Annotated in this window: 20 protein-coding genes; 11 read left to right on the forward strand and 9 right to left on the reverse strand. The window is 55.0% G+C overall.

Annotated features, from left to right (window positions below; all coding sequences use genetic code 11):
- The first annotated feature begins 140 nt into the window (after positions 1-140).
- From Q4551_RS01515 to tal, 4 genes are all read left to right on the forward strand, one after another.
- Positions 141-3,509 (forward strand): hypothetical protein, encoded by a 3,369-nt coding sequence (locus Q4551_RS01515; protein WP_303431365.1) that lies wholly within the window; start codon positions 141-143, stop codon positions 3,507-3,509.
- 100 nt (positions 3,510-3,609) lie between these two features.
- Complete coding sequence (locus Q4551_RS01520; protein ID WP_303431366.1) at positions 3,610-4,701, forward strand: hypothetical protein; 1,092 nt, start codon at positions 3,610-3,612, stop codon at positions 4,699-4,701.
- 16 nt (positions 4,702-4,717) lie between these two features.
- Entirely contained in the window at positions 4,718-6,025 is a 1,308-nt protein-coding gene (locus Q4551_RS01525) for a sugar ABC transporter substrate-binding protein (protein ID WP_303431367.1), read from the forward strand.
- Positions 6,026-6,262: 237 nt separating this feature from the next.
- Positions 6,263-7,213, forward strand: a complete 951-nt coding sequence (tal, locus tag Q4551_RS01530) for a transaldolase (RefSeq protein WP_303431368.1) — start codon at positions 6,263-6,265, stop codon at positions 7,211-7,213.
- Positions 7,214-7,247: 34 nt separating this feature from the next.
- On the opposite strand, the gene Q4551_RS01535 is transcribed toward tal, so the two are convergent.
- From Q4551_RS01535 to glnE, 3 genes are all read right to left on the reverse strand, one after another.
- Positions 7,248-8,060 (reverse strand): class II glutamine amidotransferase, encoded by an 813-nt coding sequence (locus Q4551_RS01535; protein ID WP_303431369.1) that lies wholly within the window; start codon positions 8,058-8,060, stop codon positions 7,248-7,250.
- Between the two features lie 168 nt (positions 8,061-8,228).
- On the reverse strand, positions 8,229-9,158 hold the full coding sequence (locus tag Q4551_RS01540; protein ID WP_303431370.1) for a branched-chain amino acid transaminase: 930 nt from the start codon (positions 9,156-9,158) through the stop codon (positions 8,229-8,231).
- Between the two features lie 23 nt (positions 9,159-9,181).
- The gene (gene glnE, locus Q4551_RS01545; protein ID WP_303431371.1) at positions 9,182-12,130 is read right to left on the reverse strand and encodes a bifunctional [glutamate--ammonia ligase]-adenylyl-L-tyrosine phosphorylase/[glutamate--ammonia-ligase] adenylyltransferase; all 2,949 of its coding nucleotides are present in this window, start codon (positions 12,128-12,130) and stop codon (positions 9,182-9,184) included.
- A 422-nt stretch (positions 12,131-12,552) separates the two neighbouring features.
- Between glnE and mrcB the strand changes: the two genes are divergently transcribed.
- Both mrcB and Q4551_RS01555 read left to right on the forward strand, forming a co-directional pair.
- Positions 12,553-14,964, forward strand: coding sequence for a penicillin-binding protein 1B (mrcB, locus tag Q4551_RS01550; protein ID WP_303431372.1), 2,412 nt, complete (start codon positions 12,553-12,555; stop codon positions 14,962-14,964).
- Positions 14,943-15,446, forward strand: coding sequence for a M48 family metallopeptidase (locus Q4551_RS01555; protein ID WP_303431373.1), 504 nt, complete (start codon positions 14,943-14,945; stop codon positions 15,444-15,446). The genes mrcB and Q4551_RS01555 overlap by 22 nt, the downstream gene beginning before the upstream one ends.
- Positions 15,447-15,517: 71 nt before the next feature.
- On the opposite strand, the gene Q4551_RS01560 is transcribed toward Q4551_RS01555, so the two are convergent.
- From Q4551_RS01560 to Q4551_RS01575, 4 genes are all read right to left on the reverse strand, one after another.
- On the reverse strand, positions 15,518-16,165 hold the full coding sequence (locus tag Q4551_RS01560) for a hypothetical protein (RefSeq protein WP_303431374.1): 648 nt from the start codon (positions 16,163-16,165) through the stop codon (positions 15,518-15,520).
- A complete protein-coding gene (gene hemL, locus Q4551_RS01565) occupies positions 16,162-17,457 on the reverse strand; it encodes a glutamate-1-semialdehyde 2,1-aminomutase (protein ID WP_303431375.1) in 1,296 nt (431 codons plus the stop codon). The genes Q4551_RS01560 and hemL overlap by 4 nt, the downstream gene beginning before the upstream one ends.
- 111 nt (positions 17,458-17,568) lie before the next feature.
- Positions 17,569-17,991, reverse strand: coding sequence for a protoporphyrinogen oxidase HemJ (gene hemJ / locus Q4551_RS01570; RefSeq protein WP_303431376.1), 423 nt, complete (start codon positions 17,989-17,991; stop codon positions 17,569-17,571).
- A gap of 57 nt (positions 17,992-18,048) precedes the next feature.
- Positions 18,049-19,818 (reverse strand): chloride channel protein, encoded by a 1,770-nt coding sequence (locus Q4551_RS01575; RefSeq protein WP_303431377.1) that lies wholly within the window; start codon positions 19,816-19,818, stop codon positions 18,049-18,051.
- 129 nt (positions 19,819-19,947) lie between these two features.
- Here Q4551_RS01575 and argC point away from each other — a divergent pair, with 129 nt between their 5' ends.
- Genes argC through erpA form a run of 4 tightly spaced genes read left to right on the forward strand, consistent with a single transcriptional unit; the run spans position 19,948 to position 22,598 of the window.
- Positions 19,948-20,985, forward strand: coding sequence for an N-acetyl-gamma-glutamyl-phosphate reductase (gene argC, locus Q4551_RS01580; protein WP_303431378.1), 1,038 nt, complete (start codon positions 19,948-19,950; stop codon positions 20,983-20,985).
- Positions 20,986-21,016: 31 nt separating this feature from the next.
- Positions 21,017-21,757 carry a DUF6776 family protein gene (locus Q4551_RS01585; protein ID WP_303431380.1) on the forward strand — a complete coding sequence of 247 codons (741 nt, stop codon included), beginning with the start codon at positions 21,017-21,019 and terminating at the stop codon, positions 21,755-21,757.
- 12 nt (positions 21,758-21,769) lie between these two features.
- A complete protein-coding gene (locus Q4551_RS01590) occupies positions 21,770-22,195 on the forward strand; it encodes a polymer-forming cytoskeletal protein (protein ID WP_303431382.1) in 426 nt (141 codons plus the stop codon).
- 55 nt (positions 22,196-22,250) lie between these two features.
- Positions 22,251-22,598 carry an iron-sulfur cluster insertion protein ErpA gene (erpA, locus tag Q4551_RS01595; protein ID WP_303431383.1) on the forward strand — a complete coding sequence of 116 codons (348 nt, stop codon included), beginning with the start codon at positions 22,251-22,253 and terminating at the stop codon, positions 22,596-22,598.
- Positions 22,599-22,636: 38 nt separating this feature from the next.
- Here erpA and Q4551_RS01600 read toward each other — a convergent pair whose 3' ends face one another.
- Together Q4551_RS01600 and Q4551_RS01605 are read right to left on the reverse strand one after the other, a co-directional pair.
- Entirely contained in the window at positions 22,637-23,740 is a 1,104-nt protein-coding gene (locus Q4551_RS01600; protein ID WP_303431384.1) for an anhydro-N-acetylmuramic acid kinase, read from the reverse strand.
- A complete protein-coding gene (locus tag Q4551_RS01605) occupies positions 23,737-24,996 on the reverse strand; it encodes a peptidoglycan DD-metalloendopeptidase family protein (RefSeq protein WP_303431385.1) in 1,260 nt (419 codons plus the stop codon). Before Q4551_RS01605 ends, Q4551_RS01600 begins: the two co-directional genes overlap by 4 nt.
- A gap of 144 nt (positions 24,997-25,140) precedes the next feature.
- On the opposite strand from Q4551_RS01605, the gene tyrS reads away from it, so the two are divergent.
- Positions 25,141-26,439 (forward strand): tyrosine--tRNA ligase, encoded by a 1,299-nt coding sequence (gene tyrS, locus Q4551_RS01610; protein ID WP_303431386.1) that lies wholly within the window; start codon positions 25,141-25,143, stop codon positions 26,437-26,439.
- The last annotated feature ends 248 nt before the right edge of the window (positions 26,440-26,687 follow it).

Raw genomic sequence — 26,687 nt, forward strand, 5'->3', positions numbered from 1 at the left:
AAATGATGATGAATTTGGCGGCCGAGCTGTTTTCCTTTGGTTGTTTTTCCGCCATTATTGCCGCAATTGCATCTGGCTTGGCAGATTTTCTGTTACGACGGTTCAGATGTCTGGCAATCTAACCAACACGGACAGTGAATATGACTCGATTTTCTTTGACGCCATTGGCATTGGCTGTTGCACTGACTCTGACTGCATGTGGCGGTGGTAGTGATAGTGGTGATAGTGATGGTAGCAACAGCGGTACTGGCTCTGGATCAGGTACTGGCTCTGGCTCTCTTACAGCGGTCAGCCTGACCGGTCTGGCGGTCAAAGGGATTCTGACAGATGCTGACATTAGCGTCACCAGCCTGGATGGCACCACCAGCTACGGTACCACCAGCACCGATAGCACGGGCCGTTACAGCCTGGATGAGATGGATATTCCATCCGATGTGCCCGTCAAGGTCACCATGACCACCAATGCCCAGACCCAGGTCAAATGTGATGCTGCGGGTGGCTGCACCTGGGGTGGCCAGAATTATGCCTTTGGCCAATTCTATTTTTACAACAACAGCGACTTTGTTCTGTCGGCCATCTTGCCATCCTATGGTGCAGAGACTGCCAAGAACCTGATGGTAACGCCAATCACGCATTTGGCCGCGATTCGTGCCGCCGCAGCGTACCCCAGCGGCGCCAGCGCTGCCGAAGTTGAAGCTGTCAACAAAGCCACGGCCACCTTGCTGGGTCTGGATAACGTCGATATTACCAATGTTTCTCCTGCCGATATCACCGCCGCCAGCTCGTCCAGCGCCGATATTGACAGCCAGCGTTATGGCACCATGGTTGCCGCCATTGCCACCATCGCAACCAACAAAGATACCGATATCGCCAATGTCGTGAATGATCTGGCTACCGATTACAGCGATGGCGGTATTGTGATTAATGCCAGCGACGACGACACCGTCGACCTGGAGGACATCTTTGCCGGAGCCGCCGATGCGGCAGAGGAAGCGGGCAGTAATCTGGAAGACGGTGCGCTGATTGCCAGCGAATACCATCTGGAAGAACAGCAAGCCAGCATTGCCCCTGAAGATGAAGAAGCCACCGCGGATACAACCACGATAGATGACGGTTCTGAAGATCTCAGCGAAGAAGAGCGTAAGGCGGCAGCGGTTGATGATGCAGTGAGCTTGCTGGAAGATCTGAACGACTGGAGTGACGCCATCCAGAGCGTCGATACCGGCACACTGCTGACCGCTCTGGATGCCGAAGCCGAAGAAACCGAAGCATTGATAGGCGCGATGGAAGACAACTCGGATATTTTCCGGGGTCTGGCAGAGTTGGTTGTTGATACCGACGATGAACCCGGTTTGGTGTTCGAAGCCACGGATATCCTGCTGCAGCACATTGCATTGGGCGCCTATATTGCCCAAAACCATGCAAGCCTGGACAGTACCGATCATGGTGATGACAGTTTCACCATTACCGCCAGCGAGCTGTTGGCCAGCGGCGTCAGCTTGTCGATTCTTGAGTTTCTGGATGATGACGGCGACGGTGAGCCAGACGATGGCAAAGACATCAGTGTGACCTACACCACCACAACTTCATTTGGTGAAACCTATGTTGATAGCTTGAGCTTCTCTGGTGAAGGTGTTGGGGCGAGTGTTGATGCCGATTCGGTGATGACCGTCAGTGTTGGCCTCAGCAGTCTGACGGCCGGGATCACAGGTTTCCATATGACCGGGCTGGAGGATGGCGAAGTTTTCTCCGCAACTGGCAATATAGAAATGACCTTTGATTCGTTTAATGGTCTGACCGCATATGTTGATTCTGAAGCCATTGATGGACTGAAAACACTGAGTATTCAGCTCAACAGTCATTTGGATGGCGTCAGTGAATTGGCTGATAGCACACACTTCGCCCAAGCCAGCACAGACCTGATCATCGATATCGAAGCCAGTCGTGCGTCTGATAGTGAGGGTAATTACACCGGTGATCTGGACGGTTCACTGACGATGGACGTGCTGGTGAAAAATGATGCCGGTAACGATGACAAGATAGAAGGCACGCTGACCGCCGTGGTTGGTGGTTCTGCGGAAGACATCAATGATCTTGAACGTTGGTTTGTGGCCGATACCGGCTCCGTTAATTTTGACGGTGTCTTGCAGGCAACCGATACCGATGGCAACGTACTTTCTTTTGACGGCAGTATCGGCATCGTACCAACACTGGTCGATGGCGACGAGGCAGGTATGAGTCTGAACCTCGATGGTGCCACCAAACTGGCCAAGGCCAGTGGCTATTCTACCGCCTTTGCCGGCACGATTGGCGTTCGTGATGAAGCGTTATTGACGGCTGATGGCTCGATTATCGAAGACAGTTATGGCTTCCCGATATATGTGTATAGCGAAGCATCGTTATCGGGGGAACTGGAAGTAATCAACACTTCTGGTACCACCAGTTTGTCGTTGTCCGCCTATCTTGGTGCCAATAATCTGCAGGAAGTGGCCGCATTGGCGAACCTCGATGCTGGTCCGCTTGATCCCGGTTATGGTACGACCGTCGACACGATTACCTTCACGGGAGCAACGGTAACCTATAACGATGATGGCAGCGTGGGCGTGGTGATGGCAAGCGACTACGATGATAGCTTTGCCAACCTGCTGGATAACATGACGGACTATGGCTGGACAGCCTATCTGACCAGCGGTGATATCAGTATGCCAACGGCGAGAACACTCTCGTTAAGCGACTGCTCTGGTGATGAGGAATCGGGCTACGAATGTGCGATTTACATGAACGGTGCAAGTATCCAGGATGTTTCTCTGGATGGCAGTGTGGATATCAAGGATGCACAGTCGTGGTGGACGGCAGTGTCCAGCAGTCTTGATTATTACGAATTGGCATCCGTCGGTTTGAATATTGCCGATGCGAATGGTTCAACGGCAGCGATCGGCGGCTTTCGTTACGTTTATCTGTCCGATCTGGTCGCCGGTGACGAGGTAGCCCTGGATCTGGACATCAACGATGTCTATCTCAACGACATCAATGTTGAAGAACAGATTCTGGATGCCGAAACCACTTCCACTTATCTGGAGTATTCCGTCGCTTTGGAAGCCGATGCAACCGCCCTGGGAATGGACGATGCCAGCATTCGACTGGTGGGTGAGCGTACCGGTCTGGAAGATGGTGTTGGCCTGTTACGTCTGCAGTACGGCGACCGTTCGATTACCATCAATCTGGATACGGCATACCTGAGCACAACTTCTGTGACCAATCTGACGATCAGCAACGGTGATGTCACCATGGTGATCGCAGCGACCTGTGCCAGCGGTGACGTCACGGATATGGGCATTGCAGCCTGTGACGAAGATCTGGAGTTTGCGGGCAATATCACCTCAGGTGGTTATGAGGTAGGTACCCTGGAAATTCGCAGTGGCTTGCCTGTGTTTATCTTTGACGATGGCAGTAAATACAACCTGGTCGTCACACCGGCCTTTATGGTAGAGCTGGCAACCGCGCAATAAATGACTCGTTGCCGGTGATAAAACAGGGAGCTGCGGCTCCCTGTTTTTTTGCCTGTTTGTTTTTGCCGGAAAGTCATCAATCTCCCAGAGATAAGGCATTATGCTGACAAGGAATTATCGCTCCCCATGGTCTTGGCTATTGGCATCGACGGTACTGATGGCCGGCTTCGTGCAAGCGGAAGACTGGCATATCCGCTATACGCAAGATATCCATGCCTGGTCGGGAGCCATGGCCGTTGCAGAAATTACCAACGACTGGAACGGCACCTTGAAAGACGACGATGACGGCTTCTTATGGATGCAGACCAGTGCCTCAGTGGGTTACGGCGCGTTCTCTGTGGCTTATATCAGCCGCCATCATGCCGAATACGAGTTCTCCAATGCCCTGGCGCGCGGGTTTTATTATCAGGCCAACGACGTGGCACTGGATCAGGTGTACGAAGTGGAAGCCGATGTACATGCCCGCCACTATCAGGGCGAAGGCCTGAACCTGTCCTGGGTATTTGCCGCGGCAGATAACCGGCGTTGGTCCATTACCCCATCGGTGACCTGGTTACGCTTGTATCGGCTGATCTGGGGAGAGGTGAGCGGCACCCTGAATTATCTGGATGCGGATCACTGGGGCGGTGATCTGGATGTGGATTATGGTTATACCGAAGATAAAATCCCTCTTGAGAGAACTCTGGCAGAACGTTCCTATGGCGACCTGTACAGTCTGGATCTGGCTTTCCACTGGCACTGGCAGCAGTATCAAATCGACTATCAAGGTTACAATCTGCTGGCACGAATCGATTGGCCGGACATGCCAGGAACGATTGCCAATAAAAACTGGCAATACGATGATGGCAGCCTGACTACTGACAGCGGTTATTTTGTGTATGGTTATGAGTTCTATGAAGACCGTGTGTTGCGACCGCCACGATTGCATACGATTCGTCAGCGTTATGGCCTCAGCGATACTCTGGCGGTGACTCTGCGCAGTTACCTGAACCAGATCCGCCAGGGCCATGAGCTGGGTCTCCGTTGGCAAGCGGCTGACCTGGCCTGGATGCTGGCAGTGGATTCACAAGGTCATGCCTTTCGGGCGGGGCTGCATCACCCGAAGGTTCAGCTGGAGCTGTTGAGCGAACGCGTTAATATCTCTCGCAGCCGTTTATTGGCGCTGCAGTTCGGGATTACACAGACATTCTAGGCAATAGGAGCCCAACATGCCCTTCAAGCTAGTGACAGCGGTACTCACGATCATGATGGCGCTACCGGTGTCTGCCAAAGCGGTGACGGAGCTGGTTATTGCGACCGTGAACAACGGCCATATGATCGAAATGCAAAAGCTGACCCCCGAGTTCGAACGCGCTAACCCGGATATCAAACTCAGATGGGTCACCCTCGAAGAAAGTGTACTGCGCCAGCGTATTACCACCGATATTGCCACCCGCTATGGCCAATTCGATGTGATGACCATTGGCTCGTATGAAGCACCAATCTGGGGAGAACGAGGCTGGTTAAGACCCTTGGAGTTTGGCCCACAGTATGACGTTGACGACTTGCTGCCTGCGATTCGCAGCGGTTTGTCGTATCAGGGGCAGCTGGTGGCGGCGCCTATTTACGGCGAAAGCTCGATGCTGATGTATCGTACCGACCTGGTCGAAAAGGCCGGTTTCACAATTCCGGATCAGCCCAGCTGGGCGCAAGTTGCCCGCATCGCCGCCGCTATTCATGACGAAAAAAACGGTGTTTATGGCATCTGTCTGCGTGGCAAGCCTGGCTGGGGTGACAACATGGCCCTGCTGACAACGATGGTGAATACCTGGGGAGGACAATGGTTTGATATGGACTGGAAACCCCAGATCGACACCCAACCCTGGCATGATGCAATCCAGTTTTATGTCGACCTGGTCGCCCGCTATGGCCCACCCAATACCTCGGCCAACAGCTTTAATGAAATATTGACGCTGTTTAATGCGGGTAAATGCGGCATGTGGGTGGATGCTACCATTGCCGCCTCGTTTATCTCCGATCCAGCAATCTCGCAAGTGGCAGACAAGGTTGCCTATGCCCAGGCACCGATCCAGGTGACGACCAAGGGTGCCAACTGGTTATGGGCCTGGGCTCTGGCAATTCCGGCATCGTCCCGCCAGCCGGATGAGGCACTGCGCTTTATTGCCTGGGCCACCTCGCGTGAATACATTCAGCTGGTCGGACAAACGGCAGGCTGGGCCAGAGTGCCGACCGGTACCCGTTTTTCTACCTACGAGCATGACGGCTTTCAGCAAGCCGCGACATTCTCGGCCGCCGAATTACAGGCTATTCGCAGTGCCGACCCGCAAGACAGCACCCTGCATGAATCGCCCTACAGCGGCATTCAGTTTGCCGCTATCCCGGAGTTCCAGCGAATCGGTATTGTGGTTGGTCAACAAATCAGTGCGGCACTGGCCGGTAAACGCAGCGTTGACGATGCACTCAAGGCAGGGCAGCGTTTTGCAGAACAGGAAATGAACAAAAAGCATTATTACTGAGCCATGATCTATGCCGGATGCCATTGCGCGGAAACAATGGGCGGAAAAAGACAGCCATCCGGGTGCTATTGGCATCAAGTTGTTATAACGTCGACCTGAACAGGCGATAGGAAAACAATCACTGTTGTTATCGTCCTGTCTTGTTTGAAGGTCATCCTCTCTGGCTATACGGCGAGGGTGACGTTTACTCCAGCTCTCCCTGTTAATGCAGCATGAACACGATAAAAGGAACCTGTTATGCCCAGTCTGTTAGAGCAACTGAAACAACACAGCACGCTGGTTGCCGATACCGGTGACCTGACAGCCATTCAGACTCTGAAACCGGAAGATGCCACCACCAACCCCTCGCTGGTGTTAAAAGCAGTGCAATCCGGGCAGTACGACGCCACTGTCGATGCCTCCCTGCAAGCCGCCACGGGTGACTGTCTGGAAGACAAAATCGACGACGCGTGTGATCGGCTGGCCGTTGCCATGGGAGCTGCCATTCTGCAACACATTCCCGGGCGTATCTCCACCGAGGTGAATGCCCGGCTGTCGTATCAGCGTGATGCCAGTATCGACAAGGCTCGCCGGCTGGTGGCCTTGTATGAAGAGCAGGGGGTCGGTCGGGATCGTATCCTGATCAAACTGGCCGCCACCTGGGAAGGTATCAAGGCTGCAGAGCTCCTTGAGCAAGAAGGCATCCAGTGCAACCTGACATTGATCTTCAGTTTTGCTCAGGCCCGTGCTTGTGCTGAAGCCGGTGTCTTTTTGATCTCGCCTTTTGTCGGGCGCATTCTGGACTGGTTTAAAAAGGCCAACCCCGGCACGGAATACGCTCCAGCCGATGAACCCGGCGTGTTGTCGGTGGCCAGTATCTACCAGTATTACAAACAACACGGATACAACACCGTGGTGATGGGGGCCAGCTTCCGTAACAGTGGTGAAATCCTGGCTCTTGCCGGTTGTGACCGTCTTACCATCAGCCCGGCCCTGCTGACAGAACTGTCTGAAACAGAGGGTGAACTGGATCGTGCTCTTTGCTATGACGGCGATATCAGCGAACCCCCGGCTGCCATGACCGAAGCGGAATACCGCTGGGCTCTGAATCAGGATGCCATGGCCACAGAGAAACTGGCCGAAGGCATCCGTGGCTTTGAGAAAGACCAGCGGACCCTCGAAGGATTGTTAGCCGAGAAATTGGGCTGATCTTCGACTTATCAAGGGCTGCTGCCGGTAGGTACTACTGATCAGGATTAGGGATAGTCTTGTGCACCGGCACATCCACCTGGCCGCAGGCGATCACTTCGCCCTGCTGCCACAGCTTCCATTCCCCCGGTTGATACAGATCCCAGGCTTCATCGCTGGTCAGTGGTTCGGTGGCGATCACACTGACGACATCATTGGGGGTGGTTTCCGCGGCGAAATCGACGGTGACGTCGGCATCGGCCAGTTGTGCCGGGCCAAATGGCGCACGACGGGTAATACTGGCCATTTTGGTGGTGCAAAAACTGAACAGCCAATCACCGTTGCTCAACAGGCCGTTAAATACACCTTGTTGGGCGTATTCTTCGGCCAGACTAACGAGTGTACGGGCGAGTTGCTCCGGCATGGCATCGCGAGGCAGGTTTTGTCGTACCTGATTCATCAGGTCACAAAATATTTCTTCGCTGTCGGTATCGCCGACAGCTTCATATGTTCCGACCCGGCGCACAAAGTGCGGAATCTGGCCGTTGTGGGCAAATACCCAATAGCGACCCCATAGCTCACGGGTAAACGGGTGGGTATTGGATAGATTGATATTGCCGACGTTAGCCTGGCGAATATGACAAATTGCCGTTTTGCTTTTGATCGGCAGCTGCGATACGAATTCAGCAATGGCCGAGCTGGCGGATGGTTCCGGGTCATGGAAGTTTCTGACTCCCTTGCCTTCGTAAAAGGCTACGCCCCAGCCATCTTTATGAGGGCCGGTTTCACCGCCACGGCGGGTCAGGCCGGTAAAGCTGAAACACAAATCGGTGGGGGTGTTGGCGCTCATGCCCAAGAGTTCGCACATTCGTTAATGCTCCAATACGTCGGCCAGTGGCTGAATCGGATTTGAGTGGCTCGCCATGCCTGGCCGGTGGCTCACAATATGAGCCTGATAAATATTGATCGAAATCCGGGAAAAACAAAACCCCGTCAGATGACTCTGAGCGGGGTTTTTTATGGTTGCCACAGAGGATTATTTTACCGCTGTTTGCCACTCAGGTTTGTAATCACGTTTGCCGGTCACCTGTTCAAAGTACATGCTTTGCAGCTGTTCCGTGATCGGGCCACGATGTCCGGCGCCAATAACCCGGCCATCCAGGCTTTGAATCGGCAGTACTTCGGCGGCGGTGCCGGTAAAGAAAGCTTCATCGGCAATGTAGACTTCGTCGCGGGTGATGCGTTTTTCACGCACCTCGTAACCCAGGTTACGGGCGAATTCCATAATGGTGCGGCGGGTAATGCCGTCCAGGCAGGAAGTCAGTTCCGGGGTATAGATCACCTTGTCTTTGACCAGGAAGACGTTTTCGCCAGAGCCTTCAGCGACGTAGCCTTCGTTGTCGAGCAACAAGGCTTCTTCACAGCCGCTGTCGAGGGCTTCGCGCAGGGCCAGCATCGAGTTCATGTAATTGCCGTTGGCCTTGGCCTTGCACATGGTGATGTTGACGTGATGGCGAGTGTAGCTGGAGGTGCGGATTTTGATGCCTTGGGTTTTGGCATCTTCGCCCATGTAGGCGGGCCATTCCCAGGCTGCGACCATCAGGTGCACGCGCAGGTTGTCAGCACGCAGGCCCATGCCTTCGGAACCGAGGAAAACCATCGGGCGAATATAAGCACTGTCGAGGTTGTTTTCACGTACGGCGGCGCGTTGGGCTTCGTTAACTTCTGCTTTGCTGTATGGCATTTTCAGCCCGAGGATGTGAGCAGAGTTAAACAGGCGGTCGGTATGCTCCTTCAGGCGAAAAATCGCCGCACCCTCGTCTGTGTTATAAGCCCGCACACCTTCGAAAACGCCCATGCCGTAGTGCAGGGTATGAGTCAGAACGTGGACTTTGGCGTCACGCCAGTTTACCAACTCGCCGTCTAGCCAGATCAGACCATCACGGTCAGACATGGAAGGTTGCATAAGGACCTCTCAAAAAATGTAAATTAGTTTTCTATCCAGAGTTTCCACAGTCGGGTCACACCCTCGCGGCGCTCGTCGAAGCCAAGTTGTTGGCTCTGCGTTTGGTCCAGAATCAGGTTTGTGTTCTGCAGCGCGCGCCGGTGGGTTTCGGCTCGGTAGGTCAGGTAGGTTTCCTGCAGGGTCTGACGATCTTGTGAATCGAGCAGGCCGACTGTTTCAAACGAATCCAACAAACGCATGTTGTCGGTTACCGCTAACAGATCTGGATATTGGTGTGACCAGGCCAGAACCCCGTATTGAACCAGAAACTCGATGTCAACAATACCCCCGGCATCCTGTTTGAGGTGGAATTTATCGGCAGATTTTTCTGCCATGCCCAAGTTCTCGCGCATTTTCTTGCGCATGGAACGGACTTCTTCTTTCAGAGTAGGCAATGGCCGTGGTTGTGCCAGCGTCTGGCGACGGATCTGATTGTAAGCGGCGGCCAGTTCCGGGTTGCCGCACAGCACGCGAGCGCGCACCAGCGCCTGATGTTCCCAGGTCCAGGCATGGTGGGCCTGGTATTCTTCAAAGGCCTTGAGCGAGGCGACAATCATGCCGGAGTTGCCGGACGGGCGCAGGCGCATATCGACCTCGTAGAGATCACCGGAGCGGGTCTGGGTGGTGAGAATATGGATCATGCGCTGACCCATGCGGGTGTAGAACACGTTGTTGTCGATACTGCGTTGCCCCGCTGCCGGGCTGGCCTGGGTGCTGCCCATATTCCAGCTGTTGTGCAGAAAAACCAGGTCGAGGTCGGAGCTATAGCTCATTTCCAGACCACCGACCTTGCCGTAGCCGACGATGATAAATTCCGGCTCGGTGACGGCATCGCCCTGGCGGTTGGCCGGGTAGCCGTATTTGTTGGTCATTTGTTGCCAGGCCAGCTGCATGACATTGTCGAGTACGACTTCGGCTATCCAGGTGAGGTAGTCGGAAATGTGCATCAGCGGCAGAGCATTCATCACTTCACCTGCCGCGGCCCGGAGTTTGTGAGCGTGCACAAACTGGCGCAGGGCTTCCATTTGTTGTTCGAGGTCGTCCTGGTCGATACGTAACAGTCGCAGTTGCAGTTCTTCTTGTAATTCGTGACGTTGCGGACGGTGGTAGAGCGTGGCGGGGTTGAGCAATTCATCCAGTAGCAACGGCATCTGGGTGATGTAGTGTGCGACCCACTCCGAGGCGCCGCACAGCTGTACCAGCTGGGTACGGGCCTGGGGGTTTTCTTTCAGTAGCACCAGATAAGCGGTTCGACGCAGGACGGCTTCCAGCAGGGGAATCAGTCGCTGTAAGGTGTTCAGTGGCTCCGGGCACTGGCTCAAATCGTACAGCAGTTGCGGCATCAGGGTTTCCAGCCGGTCGTGGCCGATGGCCTGCATGCTGCTTACGGCGCGGGAGTGGCGGAAGTTGGCCAGACATTGGCTGAATTCGGTAGTCAGCATGACTGGGCAATGGTGGCTCAGATGGGTATGGGCTTCATCTGCCAGATCACCGTGCCAGACGTCGACCCAGACGTGGTCATTGCTGTCGTTAGGTTGTTCGTCATCGTCATTGCAGACGATATTGGCAAAGTGGTGTTTGACATGGCTGCGATGCAGGCTGAGCTGTTGTTCAACGGCGTCCCAATGGTCGCAATCCAGCGCCAGAGCGATGCGGTCCTGGGCTTCAGCCTCGGTGGGAAGTTGCTGGGTCTGCTCATCATTGAGGGCTTGCAGGGCGTGTTCGACGTCGCGTAAATACAGATAGGCATCACGCAATTCATGGGCGGCATCGGCGGGTAGATAGCCATCGTCGATCAGTATATTGAGCAATGGCACCAGTGCGCGTTGTTGCAGTTGTTTTTCCTGGCCGCCACGAATCAATTGGAATGCCTGGACGATAAATTCCACTTCGCGAATGCCACCCGGCCCAAGCTTGACGTTGTCGTCGAGGCGACGACGACGCACTTCGGCGTTGATCATGGCTTTCATCGAGCGCAGGGATTCAAAGGCGCTGTAATCGATGTACACCCGATAGGTAAAGGGCCGCAGAATGGCCAGCAGCTCCTGTGCCGCCGGAGTGTCTTCACCGGTCAGAATTCGGGCCTTGACCATGGCGTAGCGTTCCCAGTCACGACCCTGGTTCTGGTAATACTCTTCGAGGGAGTCGAAGTTCATCACCAGAGGGCCGCTCTGGCCATAAGGGCGCAAGCGCATATCGGTACGAAAAACAAAACCGTCGATGGTGTGTTTATCCAATGCCCCGATCAGCTTTTGGCCCAGTTTGACAAAATACTCCTGGTTGCTGATGGATTTTTTGCCGTTGGTCTGGCCGGATTCCGGGTAACTGAAAATCAGATCGATATCGGAGCTGAGATTCAGCTCGTAGGCACCGAGTTTCCCCATGCCCAGTACCAGTAATGACTGCGGCTGGCCGGATGCCTTACCCACGGGAGCGCCGTACCGTTGCTGCAATTGCTGCTCAAAATACCGGATGCTCTGGCAAATCACTTCATCGGCAAGGTCGGATACCGTGCGGGTGGTGGTGAGGGTATCGGCGAGGCGCAGCAGATCGCGCCAGATGGTTTGCACCATAACCCGGCGGCGTAATATACGCAGGCGGTGTAACCATTGCTCTTCACTGATACCGGTTGTCGGTACCGGTTCGGCTTCTTGCCCGCTGTGCTCGTTCAGGTCGTGCAGCCACTGTCCAATGTCCGCCCGGCTTACCGGCTGGCTGAGCTGATTGCTTTGCAGTTGCTGGACAAAGTAGTCGCTGTCTTTTGGTAGCGCATCAACCACGTACTGGCTGACCAGCAAGACCTTGCGCAGTTGTTGTTGCTGTTGCGGCGGCAGGGACTGCCAAAGGCTGGGCCAGTCGAAATCGAAGCGGGCACCGGTGTCCGTCAGTTGGTGATTGATTTGTTGCCAGCGGTGTTCGAGCCGTTCCGTCATGATGGTAGGTATCCGTTTGTTTTTTCCAAGTGTAAGCGCTCTGTGGAATGGATGCATGGGCACGGCGAATTTTGACCGGGAATAAGATGCTGTCAATTACGTGACATCCGGTGTTGCCCGGACGTTGTGCGACCGATATATCGGCCAAGGGCAGGCACCGGCTGTTAGACTTCTGGTCATAGTGTTTGGGCCATGCCAGCGCGTGGTCAATTTTTGTATTTACAGACCGGATGATTGTCATTGTTATGACTGGTAAAACTCCCAACAAGCCTGCGCGGGGCAAAACAGACGGCAGTTCGAAAGCAACGCCTGCCAAGCCTGCCTCGAAAGCCGCCAAACCGACTTCCAAAGCCACTTCAGCGTCTTCAAAGCCTGCTCCAAAAAAGCCTGCCCCAAAAAAGCCAGCATCACGGACCAGGGCCGTGGATAACAGTGCCAGGGCGGGCTCAAAACCCAAAGCCGCTGCAACGACCAAAACTGCCAAGCCGTCTCCCAAGCGTGCCCAAGCGCCGAAAAAACACACCTCGGCTAAAAAAGCGCCAACGGCCAAGAAAGCCTCAACGTCGGGGGCCGGTAAATCGTCACGCTGGCATACTGCCTGGCGCATCAGCTGGCAGCTGGGGCTGGTTGGTGTGCTGGTACTGGGCGTCTGGATGGTGTTTCTGGATGCTCGGGTACAGCAACAGTTTGATGGCAAAAAATGGACCTTGCCTGCCCGGGTATATGCCCGGCCACTGCTGTTATACCCCGGTCGCTTGTTGCCGCCGGCACAGTTACAGGCGGAACTGGAGTGGACGGATTATCAGTCCGGGGCCGTGTCTCGCCCGGGCCGCTATCAGCAGCAAGGATCCCGCTGGCGAATTCATCGTCGCCAGGTGAATTTCTGGGACGGGCCGCAACCGCAGGCGGTGATTGAGCTGACGCTGGTGGATCAGCGGGTCGAACAGTTGTCGGTAAATGGCAAGGCGGTGCCGCTGGTCCGGCTGGAGCCGCAATACGTTGGCGGTATCTTCCCGTCCCATAACGAAGATCGTGAACTGGTGACACTGGATCAGGTGCCCAGCGATCTGTTGGCTGCGCTGGTGGTAACGGAAGACAACCACTTTTTTGAACATCATGGTATTTCATTACGAGGCATTAGCCGGGCGCTGGTGGCCAATATTCAAGCCGGTGGTGTTGTGCAGGGTGGCTCGACACTGACACAACAGCTGGTCAAAAACTTTTTTTTAACCAGTGAGCGCACCTTGATGCGCAAGGCGCAGGAAGCCTTGATGGCGATTCTGCTGGAGCTGCATCACAGCAAGGCCGAGATTCTGCAAGCCTACCTGAATGAAGTGTATCTGGGGCAAGCGGGTCGCCGGGCCATTCATGGTATTGGTCTGGCCTCCCGCTTTTATTTTGGTAAACCGGTACAAGAGCTGGAGCTGGCAGAAATCGCCACCCTGGTTGGACTGGTGAAAGGAGCGTCTTATTATAATCCGCGGCGACATCCACAACGGGCGTTAGAACGTCGTAACCTGGTGTTGGGGTTAATGGCCAAACAAGGGCTGATTGGGCAGGACCGTTACCTGGAAGTCAGCCGTCAGCCGCTGCGTACCGCCGACAGCCAGCGGGTCAGTCAGCGTGAGTATCCTGCATTTTTGGAGCGAGTGCGCAAACAGCTACAAGAAGATTACCGCCGCGAGGATTTGGAAACCGAAGGGCTGAATATCTTCACGACGCTGGACCCCTGGATTCAGCATGCACTGGAAGTGTCGGCCACGACCCAGCTCGACCGGCTTGAAGCCCGTTATCCGGCGCTGGCAGGCAAGCTGGAAACGGCGGCCGTGATTACCAGTGTGGATGGGGCCGAGATTCGTGCCATGATCGGCGGGCGGCAAGCGGGTTATTTTGGTTTCAACCGGGCGCTGGATGCACGTCGATCGATCGGTTCGCTGGCCAAACCGGTGGTCTATCTGGCGGCGTTGCGCAGTGGCCGTTACCACTGGGGCACTTTGGTGGATGACAGCCCGGTACAGGTGACGGGGCAGGATGGCCAACTCTGGCAGCCGCAAAACTACGATGGCAAAAGCCATGGTTTGGTGCCGATGGTGGATGCCCTGAGCCATTCCTATAACCAGGCCACAGCGCGTATTGGTATGCGAGTGGGTCTGGAGCAGGTGGCCCGGACGTTTAATGATCTTGGCCTGCAACAAGAGGTGCCGCCGTATCCATCGGTGCTGTTGGGGTCGCAGGAATTATCACCACTGGAAGTGGCCGGGGTTTATCAAACGCTGGCTGCGCGAGGGTTTGTGATGCCATTGCGGGCGGTAGAGGCGGTAGCAACGGCCAGTGGCAAGACCTTGTCGTCGTACGCGATACATGGGCATCAGGGCGTCGCAGCAGAACAGGTCGACTGGTTGCGCTACGGGCTTGAGCAAGTGGTGAACGATGGCACGGCGAAAAAATTATTAACCCGGTTTGCTGGCCCGCTGGCGGGTAAAACCGGCACCAGTGATCAGCAACGGGATGCCTGGTTTGCCGGTTTTGATAACCGTCATCTGGGCGTCGTCTGGGTTGGTCGGGACGACAACCAACCGATGCCGCTGGCGGGCAGCTCAGCGGCATTACCTATCTGGCAGCAAACCTTTGCTCAGGCTGGTGTTGAGCCACTGTTACCCACTGGTTTGCCATCGGTGGTAGTGGATGCGGATGGACAGATTCTGGAAGACGGTTGTGACGGGCGTTCCATGCCGATGCCGATCAGTGCCATCAAACAGGTACCAAAACCTTGCCAAACGGTGAGTAAACCCACAGAAGGAGAGCGGAAAGGATGGTTGGATTGGTTGTTTTGAATGTAAAGCAGCGCATCGAGTGGCTGGCGGTAGTACTACTGCTCGCAGGCTTGGCTGGTTGTAGCAGTACACAGGTGATGGCACCGGATACCACCACCGCACCCGCGGCTGATGAGGAGATGGTTTGGCAAGCCGGTGGCCTGGCGACACTGGATCAGGGCCAGCATCATCCGGCAGTGAGTGCGCTATTAAAACAGGCAGAGCAGGCACGGCAGGCCGGTAACTGGCCGAAGACCATGAGTTATCTGGATCAGGCGCGCCAGATCCAGCCACGGAATGCGGCTATTTTTTATCGTCAGGGCTGGGTGAGCTGGCAAATGCATCGGCCGGAAGAAGCAGAGCAATTATTGCGGCGTGGGTTGTTGTTCAGTCGTGACAAGGGATTGAGCCAGCGTATCCGGTGGTTGCTGGTGGATGTACTGGAAGATCAGGGCAAGCAGGCTGAAGCGGCACAATTAAGGGCGGATTTGATGCAAGGATAAACGGAATAAACAGAGCGCAGCGGGGCGGCGCTCTGTTTATTCCATGGCGGGGCATGTGTTTGACGGTGTGCCTAGGACGGTGTGGCCTTGTTGTCTGATCCGCGCTTGGCCATCTGATAAGACAACGGCTGAGCGTTATGCAGCGCGATCAATGCCAGCGTCAGTCCAGCCATTTGAACCACAGGATCGGTGGTGGACTGGGTGGCCTGTCCTGAGCACAGCAGCAGCCAGGCAATCACCGGAAAGTACGCCCGTTGCCAGCTGCGTTTGCCGCCATCCGTCAGGTCGGTCTGGCGTAATGCCGAGAGTATCCAGGGCAATAGCAGCGTGACCAGGCCGATAATCAGTGTCGCAATCAGTACCCATTCAAGGACGTTGCTGCGGCGCGTCAGCTCGAACACCACACACCAGCCCAAGAAAATCCGGCCCCAGATCTGGCGGTTCCAGTTATAACCCAGGCGTTCGGCCAGATGACTGGATACCAGCATCGGCAACGCGGCGTACAAGCTCAGCTGCTGCATCAGCAAGGCGGTATGTTGCACCCCGTCGCTGGTTAGCCAGGCGGTCAGTAACGAGGTGATACCATAACCCACCAAAATCAATCCGGCGGTAAAACGCCCAGCCGCCGAGCCTGGCCATTGGCGCGACGTTGCCGGACGGTTCTGCCAGCTTGATACCAGCGCGGCAGCCAGCAGACAGAGAGCGGCCAGGATCATCACAGTGCAGCCATAACCTTGTCGGCGGCAGCAATGGTGTACTCGATGTCGGCTTCAGTGTGAGCCAGTGACATAAAGCCTGCTTCGAACGCCGATGGCGCGAGATACACTCCTTGCTCCAGCATGCCATGGAAGAATTTGCCGAAGCGGTCGGCATCACACTGGTCGGCGACCTGACGGAAGTTCTCGACCTTGTCCAGTTCCGTAAAGAACAGGCCAAACATGGAGCCGGCCTTGTTAAAGGTGAATGGAATCTGGTGCTTGATTGCCGCGGCCTTGAAGCCGTCCAGCATCTGGTCGACGCGGGCGGTCAGTTGCTCATAGACGCCGTCATGCTGGATTTCTTTCAGCATCGCCAGACCGGCGGCCATGGCCAGAGGGTTACCAGACAGTGTTCCGGCCTGATAGACAGGCCCCAGTGGAGCCAGGCATTCCATAATGGCGCGCTTGCCACCAAAGGCACCGACGGGTAAACCGCCGCCGATCACTTTACCCAGGCAGGTCATGTCCGGAACGATGTCGTAATAGGCTTGTGCGCCGCCAAGGGCGACCCGGAAACCACTCATGACTTCGTCAAAGATCAGCACGATACCGTGCACATCACACAGCTCTCGCAGCCCTTGCAAAAAGGATTTGGCCGGTGGGATGCAGTTCATGTTGCCTGCGACGGGTTCGATAATGACACAAGCGATCTGATCACCCATACGGGAGAAGCACTCACGCACGCTGTCGAGATTGTTGTAGTCCAGTGTGATGGTATGTTCTGCCACGGAAGCCGGGACGCCTGGGGACGTGGGCACGCCCAGCGTCATCATGCCGGAACCGGCCTTGACCAGCAGCGAGTCTGAGTGGCCGTGATAGCAACCTTCGAACTTCACCAGCTTGTCGCGGCCGGTGTAGCCACGGGCGAGGCGAATGGCACTCATGGTGGCTTCGGTGCCGGAATTGACCATGCGCACCATGTCCATTGATGGAATCAGTTTGCACACTTCGCTGGCCATATCGTTTTCAATCGCGGTTGGAGCACCAAAACTCAGCCCCATTCCCATGCGGGCAGTGATTGCCTCAAGAATCTGCGGCGCACTGTGGCCCAGAATCATCGGCCCCCAAGAGCCAACATAGTCGACGTAGCGGTTGTCGTCGGCATCGTAGACATACGCGCCCTTGGCGTGATCGAAAAAAATTGGCGTGCCACCGACACCCTTGAAGGCGCGTACCGGGGAATTGACGCCACCGGGGATATGCTGCTGGGCGGATGCAAACAGGGCCTGTGATTTGGTCGTGCTATAGCTCATGGAGTTCTCTCTTGAATCTGTTTGTTTCGGTACGGGGCACCGCAATGGCCGGTATCGTTACTGTGCGTCCAGGCCCTGATCAGCGCCTGGACAGACTATTTAAACAGCCTGTTAAAACGGCCTGACCACCACCAGAATGACGATCGCGATCAATACAAAGACGGGCAGTTCGTTAAACCAGCGGTACCATACATGGCTGCGATGGTTTTGATCCTGTTTGAACATCTGGTTCAGCTTGCCGCAATACAGGTGATAGCCGACCAGCAGGACAACCAGCGCCAGCTTGGCGTGTAACCAGCCACTTTGCAGGTAGTAAGCAGGATTAAAGCTGATCAGCCAGGTGCCCAGGGCGATGACTACCACCATCGAAGGCCACATGATGCCACGATAGAGTTTGCGTTCCATGATCTTGAAGCGCTCGCGGGAGGCTGTGTCTTCCGCCGCCGCATGGTAGACGTACAGGCGCGGCAAATAGAAAATACCGGCGAACCAGGTGATCACGGCGATAATATGGAAAGCCTTGACCCAAAGCATAAATAACATCCTGAATGGTGTTTTGAATGACGTTGCAGCACCGCTGTCGCGGCACTGCTAGCGGATAATTTGTGGCCGGTAACGATAGTGGCGTTCGATCATGGCTCGCGATACCAGACCAACACAAGGCCCAGGGCCTTTACGTGAATCCGGATCGCGACGATACACCGCCAGCCAGTGTAAGTCATGAGTCTGCATATGATCGAGAGCATCCTGCAGATTGGCTTTAAGGGCAATCCGGCCAACGCTGAAACGCTCGGCAGGTATGCCAAGCAGGTCGATATCGGCTGGCAATGAGGACTCCTCGGCAATACTGCTTTCCTGGCTATCGATAAATTCGGCCAGCTCAGCGGGCGGCAAAATGGTCTGCTCGTCTTCAATATAAAGCCAATCGGTCTGTTGGTCGATCAGATGTCGAGCGGCCTGCAGGCTGATATGACGAGCGCTGATTGCAAGGGATCGGCTCAAGGCTTCTGCTACCCAGGTACTGCGCAACATCATCTGGACCGGATGCGGTGGCTGATACAGGCCATTATTATTATTGCCCAGCTGGACCTGGAAAATGGAAGGCAGCCGGAATACTTCACCGGCGACCAGAGTGGCAATCACAATGGCCAGCATGCCAGGCATGATAATGTGTGGATTGGCGGTCAGCTCCAGCAACGCAATTAACGCCGCCAGCGGGGCTCGCAGTACCGCACCCATCATGGCACCCATGCCCAGCATGACGTAAAAACCGATTTCGACCGGATAGTCCGGCATCCAGAACAAGGACAGCTTGCCCAAAATACCTCCGGCCAAGGCTCCCATAAACATCGTTGGACCAATCAGACCGGCAGGAAATCCGACTGCCGAGGCCCACGCAGCCAATACCAGCTTGCCAGCCAATAAGCCGAGGCACAGCCCGATCGCGACATTACCCGCCAGAGCGGCATTCACGGTGTCGTAGCCGATCCCCAGAATGCCCGGCAGCCACCAGGCAATGGCGGCAGTGGTGAGGGTCAGGCCCCCCCAGCGAACCCAGAGCGGGCTGGGTGCCAGTGCCTGAAAGCGTTGGGTCAGGGTAATAAACCCGGTGGCCAGCAAGCCACAAGTCAGACCGAGGGCGACCACATAAGGCAGTTCAATCAGGGAGTGCATGGCCAGTGGTGGAACATCAAAGGCGGTGGCACTGCCAAACACGACCTGACTGATTACCGCCCCGGCAACCGACGCCAGAATAATAGGAATAAAGCCGCGCAGGTTGTATTCCAGCAACACCACTTCCATGGCAAAAATCACCCCGGCCATTGGCGTATTAAAAGACGCCGCAATGGCACTGGCCACACCTGCTCCGGCCAGAATCCTGAGACGATGGTGGGCAACCCCGGCAGCTTGCCCTAACTGACTGGCGGTTCCGGCGCCCATATGAATCGCCGGGCCTTCACGACCGACGCTGTGACCACTGAGCAGCGCAATGGCGGCAGCCAGCCATTGCAGTACCAGATTGGCGGCGGGCATATAACCCTGATGGCGTTCCATACGCATCAAGACATGGGTGACGCCAACGCTGCGTTGTGCCGGGGAGAGGGGTTGGAACAGCAGGATCAGCAGCAGGCCGCCGCCAAGCAACAAGGCAACCCGGGTGATGGCACTGAGTGCCTCGTAGTCATCTTCGCTGGCCATCGGTAGGAATATTTCCAGCGGCCAGGCAATGGCAAGGCGAAACAGGGTAATGACCAGTGCTGCAGCGATGCCTGCCAGCAGCGCCAACAGCGCGAGACCCAGCGGATTATCGGATAACGTCAGGTGTTGTAGCCATTGCTGGCTGCGAGTTTTCAGTAGCAAACCAAACCTCTGTGTTTGCAAGGAATGTGCAACGTGACTGGAAGGAGTATCAAGAAGCGGTATTATAAGCGGCTTCGGGATGAACTGCCCCCGCTTATGGCAGGAAATGGTTTAAACAGAGGTAATCGCGTGATCAAAGTAGGTATTGTTGGTGGCACCGGCTATACAGGTGTGGAATTGCTACGCATTCTGGTCAACCATCCGGACGTTGAGTTGCGCGTAATTACATCCCGAAGTGAAGACGGTACTCCGGTTGCCGATATGTATCCCAACCTGCGCGGCCATACCGATCTGACGTTCAGCGTGCCGGATACCGCAACGCTGGGAGCCTGCGATGTGGTCTTTTTTGCCACTCCGCATGGAGTTGCCCATTCATTGGCGGCAGAGATTCTGGCCACCGGAACGCGCGTTATCGACTTGTCGGCTGATTTTCGTATTCAGGATGCCGACGAATGGGAGGCATGGTATGGCCAGCCCCACGGCGCTCGTGAGTTATTGCCGGAAGCCGTATATGGCTTGCCAGAAGTCAAACGTGATGAGATTCGTAACGCGCGACTGATTGCCGTGCCAGGCTGCTACCCGACCGCGGTGCAACTGGGATATTTACCGCTGCTGGAAAACAACCTGCTGCCGGAACAAACACTGATTGCCGATTGCAAGTCAGGGGTGTCCGGTGCCGGTCGTGGGGCCAAGGTCGGGTCGCTGTTATGCGAAACCAGTGAGTCGGTCATGGCTTATGGGGTTGCCGGGCATCGTCATTTGCCGGAAATCCGTCAGGGCTTGTCCTGGTTTGCTGGCAAGCCGGTGGCACTGACCTTTGTGCCACACCTGATGCCGATGGTGCGGGGAATTCATTCGACGTTATACGCTTTTGCTCCCGATCTGGATGCCAGTGTGGATCTGCAAGCACTGTATGAAGCCCGTTATGCCAATGAGCCATTTGTGGATGTGATGCCAGCAGGCAGCCATCCGGCGACACGTAGCGTGAAGGGCAGCAACGTCTGTCGTATTGCGATCCACCGTCATGCCGATACTGGCCAAATCGTGGTGCTGTCGGTGATCGATAATCTGGTCAAGGGTGCCTCTGGGCAGGCGGTACAAAATATGAACCTGATGTTTGGTCTGGACGAAGCGGCCGGTCTGAATCACGTTGCATTGATGCCGTGATTGATTCCATGGCGATTAGCGAGGATTCATCATGCCTTTGAAACCAGGAGCTGCCGTAAAGGGCAGCTCGCAAGATGAGCTGGTTATTTTATCCCTTGAGCACCCAGGACGTGCTCCCCGTCCTCGATTCTGGATACTGATCCTGTTGGTATTCGTCGCTGCAGGTGGTTTTGCCGCGGGCTGGGTGGGCAGTTATCGTTTGCTGGACTCGTTGCAGACCGAGCGGGATCAGTTGTTGCGTGACCTGTCGCGTAATGAGCAAACGATTACTGAGTTGACCCAGCATGTGGGTATTCTCGAAAAAGGCGGGGAAGTTGATCGCTATGCCGCTGACTCGGTGCGTGGCTCAATCCGCAGTCTGGAGCAGCAGGTCGATGATCTGGAACGGGATGTGGCTTTCTACAAGAGCATTATGGACCCGGATGCCGTTGAAAAAGGCTTGAAGATTCATGGTCTGGTTTTCGACAGTCTGGGAGAAAGCCGGTACCGCTATCAGCTGATGCTGACCCAGGTGGCTGACAACGGCAATCCGGTTGCCGGAACAGCAACCGTCAATGTGGTTGGTAAAAACAGCCAGGGTGGCAGGCAAACAGTGTCATTGAATCAACTGGATTCTGGGTTTACGGGGCGTTTCCGTTTCCGCTACTTCCAGGAATTGTCCGGTGAGCTGGTATTACCGGACGGCTTTGTCCCCCAAACCGTGAATGTTGTCGCCCAGCCAACGGGTAAAAAATCCCGTCGTGTTGAACAAACCTATGATTGGACTCTATAAAGGAACCCCTGCATGTTTAATTCAAAAGACAAAAGTGGCAACAGCTCCAACGTTCAGTACGACACGCTGATTTCTTCCAAAACGGCCATTACCGGTGATATCCATTTCTCCGGTGGTTTGCATGTGGATGGTGTTATCAAAGGTAATCTGATTGCAGAAGCCGGTAGCAGTGCGGTGGTCCGGGTCAGTAACAAGGGCCGGGTAGAAGGGCAGATACATGCACCGAATATCATTATCAATGGCCCTGTTGTTGGCGATATACACGCTGGGGAATACATCGAGCTGGCGAAAGACGCGCAAGTCACTGGGGATGTGTACTACCAGATGATGGAAATGGTGTTGGGGGCATCGGTCAATGGCCAGCTGAAGCACCAGACTGCCGATGCGCCGGCCAAAAAAGGCAAAGCCACCGCGGCGACAGCGGTTAAAGTTGACTAAAATAGTCAGGTAATCGCATAATGATGTTATTTCCAGACTGAGCCAGAGTCCCGCCATGAATGCTGTCGTATCCGCTGACCCTATCGAATTGACCCCGGCTGCTGAAGCCAAGGTGAGAGAGCTGCTGATTGATGAGGCTGACGACCAGCTGTGTCTGAGAGTGTTTGTTACCGGTGGTGGCTGTTCCGGGTTTCAGTATGGCTTCACGTTTGATGATGAGCGGGCAGAAGATGATTTCTTCATCGAGCGTGAGAACATGCGTGTGCTGGTGGACTCTCTGAGTTACGGTTATTTGACGGGATCGGTGATCGACTATCAGGAAGGCCTGGAAGGCTCTCGCTTTGTGGTTAACAATCCCGCTGCCACGGCAACCTGTGGCTGTGGTTCGTCCTTTTCTGTCTAGACCCATTGTCGCCACACCCACACGGGATAGTGGCTGTTTCAGGCTGGGTAAATCGCGCCCAGTATGCGTGGGCCTCTGGCTCCTGTGACCCCCGGCAGGTTGCCCGGCAACGAGTCCAGCGTCTGCTTTGCCAGCCAGGCAAAGGCCGCGGCTTCTATCCACCCCGGGTGAATCCCTGCCGTTGCAGTACTGCGCAGCTGGTGGTTGGGTAAATGAGCGGCGAGTCGATCGATCAGGCTGCGATTATGCAAACCACCACCGCATATCAATAATTCCCCTTGAGCGTGACCAAACTGTTGTACTGCGAGCGCGATGCTGCGGGCCGTCCATTCAGTCAGTGTGGCCAGTGCATCCGCCGCTTTCATGGTTCGCAGCGGTATTTCCAGCCGTGGTAGTGAAAACTGCTCTCGACCTGTACTTTTGGGCGGAGGAGCTGTAAAAAACGCAGCCGCCAGCCAGTCGTCAACCAGGGCCTGGTCTGCCTGGCCACTGGCGGCGATCTCGCCATTGTGGTCGCAGGGTAGGTTCAAGTAGCGCTGGCAGTATTCATCCATCAGGGCATTGCCTGGGCCGGTATCAAAGCCGAGGGTGTGAGCACCCTTGAGTATGGTCAGGTTGGCGATACCGCCGATATTCAGCACCATGCGTTGTTGGTCTGGTTGTTCGAAGACCAGTTGATGGAACGCTGGCACCAGTGGCGCACCGTGCCCGCCAGCGGCGACATCCCGGCGACGGAAGTCAGCAACACAGCAGATACCGCTATGCTCGGCAATCCAGGAAGGATCGCCAATTTGCCAGGTAAAACCATCCGGCTGGCTTTGATGTCTGAGTGTGTGACCATGGCTGCCAATTGCACAAACATCAGCCGCTGCGACATCGTACTGTTTCAGCAACTGTTGGATAACGGCAACACTGGCTGTCGCAATAAAGCGATCAAGGTGCATGATTTCATTAACTGGCAGCTGGTCTGCCAATGCCGAGTGCCTGAGCCATTGCTGTTTGTCCGCAGGATAAGGCAGAGACGCAAACCCCAGGGTAGAAAAACCGTTGTGATCACTGCGAGTCAGCACAGCGTCCATACTGTCAGCGCTGGTGCCTGACATTAAGCCGATAAAGATCCGCTCCAGAGTAGACGGCATCATTGAATCATACTGACGCGATAGCCATCCAGCCAGGTCAGCATGGCGTGGGCTTTTTTGAGAAATGCCGGCTTGTCTGCCGCGGCAATGGATTGGGCTTTGGGCAGTTTGACGCGTAACGAATCCCGATGCACCCCATCGACCCGGAACTCATAATGAAGATGCGGCCCGGTGGCGAGACCAGTGCTGCCGACGTAACCGATGATTTGCCCTTGTTTGACGGATCGGCCCCGGCGCACACTGCGGTGAAAACTGTTCATGTGGGCGTAGAGTGTCTGGTAGCGTGTGCCATGTTGCAAAATAACCACGTTGCCATAGCCTCCCTTGCGTCCGGCAAAAATGATTTTGCCATCACCGGCAGCCTTGATCGGCGTACCTGTTGCGGCGGCATAATCGGTGCCTTTATGGGCCCGAATGGTGTTCAGAACCGGGTGTCTGCGGCCAAGATTAAAGCGTGAGCTGATACGGGCGAAGTCGATAGGGTTGCGCAAGAACTCCTTTCTCATGCTGAGCCCTTCCGGGGTGTAGTAGTTGGCGTTGCCGTCCTTGTCTTCGTAGCGTATGGCGGTGATCTCTCTGCCCTGGTTAACAAAGCGGGCTGCCAGAATATCGCCATTGCCAATCTGCTTGCCATCGAGAAAGACATCTTCGTAAATCAGGCTGAAGTGGTCCCCGGTGCGGATATCCAGTGCAAAGTCGATATCCCAGCCAAAAATACCGGCCAGTTCGATCAGGATTTTTTCCGGTACGCCAGCCCGTTCACCGTCGAGGAACAACGAATTATTAATGGTTGCGCTGGCAAAATGGGGAATGTACTCGGCATCGCGCTCGATCAGCTGATAATTGACCGCACCATCATCAGCCCGGTCGATACGGTGGCGGGCCAGTGGCGATAATGGAATTTCCAGTGCCTTGACACGGCCGTCCCAATTTCTCTCCCAGCGTACTTCTTGCCCGGGGTAAAGCTGAATCGCCTCTTTCGGCACCTTGCTGGCAATCGTAACCACATCGGCAGCGCTCAGATTGTTGCGGCTGAACAGTGTGGACAGGCTATCGCCGGACTTTACCTTGTCCTGTTCCCACTTTACCTCCGGTTCCGCTGCTTGAATGGTGGCTTCGGGGAGAGCAACTTTAAGACTGGTAACTTGACGAGCATTACCCGAAGGCCAAAGCAGAATTAAGAGAATAAGGATGGATGCGATAATGACGCCGGCCAGGTGAGTGGCTGGAAAATATTGGAATCTGCTTGGCTCAGCCATAACGGGTAAATAGTTCCTGAAACGAGAAAACGAGCGAATATCTGCATATTAGCGACTGAGGGCATTTTAACCAGTGTGCTTGATTTTGCACATCGATCAGGTATTTTCATTTTCCCTATTTATCAGACACCTCTAGAGTATGTCATGACAGCTGCATTGATCGAAGATTTGAAAGCCCGTGGATTGCTAAACCAAGCGACCGCAGATGAAGAACTGATTCAACATCTCGAATCTGGCATGCGTACACTTTATTGTGGATTCGATCCAACAGCAGATAGTCTGCATATTGGTAGCTTGGTTCCTCTGTTGATGCTGAAACGTTTCCAACTTGCGGGGCATCGCCCATTTGCGTTGGTTGGTGGGGCTACCGGCCTGATCGGTGATCCCAGTTTCAAAGCGCAAGAACGCAAATTGAACGGACCTGACGTCGTTGCTGGCTGGGTAGAAAAACTGAAAGCCCAAGTCAGTCAGTTTATCGATTTTGACTGCGGCGACAACAGTGCCGATGTTGTGAATAACCTCGATTGGGTCGGGGATATGACAATACTCGACTTCTTGCGGGATGTGGGGAAGCACTTCTCCGTCAACAACATGATTCAGAAAGAGTCCGTCAAGCAGCGCCTTGATCGCGAAGGGGCTGGTATCTCTTTCACTGAATTCACCTATATGTTGCTACAGTCCTTCGATTTTGCCGAGTTGGCCAACCGTGGGAACTGCACGCTGCAGATCGGTGGTTCAGATCAGTGGGGTAACATCGTTGGTGGTGTTGATCTTGCCCGCCGTATGTTTGGCAAATCGGTCTTCGGCCTGACCATGCCATTGGTAACTAAGTCGGACGGTACCAAGTTCGGCAAGACAGAAAGCGGCACGATCTGGCTGGATGCCAGTAAAACCTCTCCTTACGCCTTTTATCAGTTCTGGCTTAATACCGCCGACGCCGACGCCTATAAATTCCTGCGTTACTTCACCTTTCTCCCGGTTGCACAAATAGCGGAGATTGAGGCTGCGGATGCTGAGATCCAGGGACGTAAAACAGCGCAGCCGATTCTGGCCGATGAAGTGACCCGCCTGGTTCACGGTGATGCGGAGCTGGCTTCAGCCAAACGTATTACCGAAGCCCTGTTTGCTGGTGACGTTTCGCTGTTGTCTGAAGCGGAGCTGGAGCAAATCAAACTGGATGGCTTGCCTGCCAGCGACCTTGATCTGGCAGCAATTACAGAAACCCCACTAACAACCCTGCTGACAGACTGCGGGATGGCCAGTGCCGGGCGGGAAGTCAAAGATGCTCTTGGACGCCAGGCTGTGCTTGTTAATGGTGAAGCGAAGGGGGCGGCAGACAATATGAAAACAGCGGAGTGCTTTGCGGCCGATAAAGCACTTTATGGGCGTTTCTTCCTGGTGAAACTGGGGAAAAAGAAATACCACCTGTTTGAACAAAAATAAGTGTGGAAAAATGTTGACCTCTTGGGTGGTATCTTTATAATGCGCCGCTCTCGAGACAACAACGCCACCAGGTGTTGCAGTTGAAAGAAAGGGGTTGACACTCTAAAGAATATCTCTAGAATGCGCGCTCCTCTCCAAGCAATAGATCTTATGGATCGAAGCGGAAGAGAAATAAAGGGTTGACATTCTAGCTAAGCAATATAGAATACGCCCTCCGATTTGAGGTGAAAGCGCAACGCGCTGGCCGC

The organism is Oceanobacter sp. 5_MG-2023 (assembly GCF_030548165.1).
In the GTDB taxonomy this organism is placed as follows: Bacteria; Pseudomonadota; Gammaproteobacteria; order Pseudomonadales; family Oceanobacteraceae; genus Oceanobacter.

Coding starts and splice junctions, on each gene's coding strand:
- Q4551_RS01605 (WP_303431385.1), bottom strand. CDS start 24,996: ATGGCTGAGCCAAGCAGATTCCAATATTTTCCAGCCACTCACCTGGCC.
- Q4551_RS01515 (WP_303431365.1), top strand. CDS start 141: ATGACTCGATTTTCTTTGACGCCATTGGCATTGGCTGTTGCACTGACT.
- erpA (WP_303431383.1), top strand. CDS start 22,251: ATGAATGCTGTCGTATCCGCTGACCCTATCGAATTGACCCCGGCTGCT.
- Q4551_RS01590 (WP_303431382.1), top strand. CDS start 21,770: ATGTTTAATTCAAAAGACAAAAGTGGCAACAGCTCCAACGTTCAGTAC.
- Q4551_RS01585 (WP_303431380.1), top strand. CDS start 21,017: ATGCCTTTGAAACCAGGAGCTGCCGTAAAGGGCAGCTCGCAAGATGAG.
- tyrS (WP_303431386.1), top strand. CDS start 25,141: ATGACAGCTGCATTGATCGAAGATTTGAAAGCCCGTGGATTGCTAAAC.
- Q4551_RS01520 (WP_303431366.1), top strand. CDS start 3,610: ATGCTGACAAGGAATTATCGCTCCCCATGGTCTTGGCTATTGGCATCG.
- Q4551_RS01540 (WP_303431370.1), bottom strand. CDS start 9,158: ATGCAACCTTCCATGTCTGACCGTGATGGTCTGATCTGGCTAGACGGC.
- hemJ (WP_303431376.1), bottom strand. CDS start 17,991: ATGCTTTGGGTCAAGGCTTTCCATATTATCGCCGTGATCACCTGGTTC.
- Q4551_RS01555 (WP_303431373.1), top strand. CDS start 14,943: ATGGTTGGATTGGTTGTTTTGAATGTAAAGCAGCGCATCGAGTGGCTG.
- Q4551_RS01600 (WP_303431384.1), bottom strand. CDS start 23,740: ATGATGCCGTCTACTCTGGAGCGGATCTTTATCGGCTTAATGTCAGGC.
- hemL (WP_303431375.1), bottom strand. CDS start 17,457: ATGAGCTATAGCACGACCAAATCACAGGCCCTGTTTGCATCCGCCCAG.
- glnE (WP_303431371.1), bottom strand. CDS start 12,130: ATGACGGAACGGCTCGAACACCGCTGGCAACAAATCAATCACCAACTG.
- Q4551_RS01525 (WP_303431367.1), top strand. CDS start 4,718: ATGCCCTTCAAGCTAGTGACAGCGGTACTCACGATCATGATGGCGCTA.
- Q4551_RS01535 (WP_303431369.1), bottom strand. CDS start 8,060: ATGTGCGAACTCTTGGGCATGAGCGCCAACACCCCCACCGATTTGTGT.
- tal (WP_303431368.1), top strand. CDS start 6,263: ATGCCCAGTCTGTTAGAGCAACTGAAACAACACAGCACGCTGGTTGCC.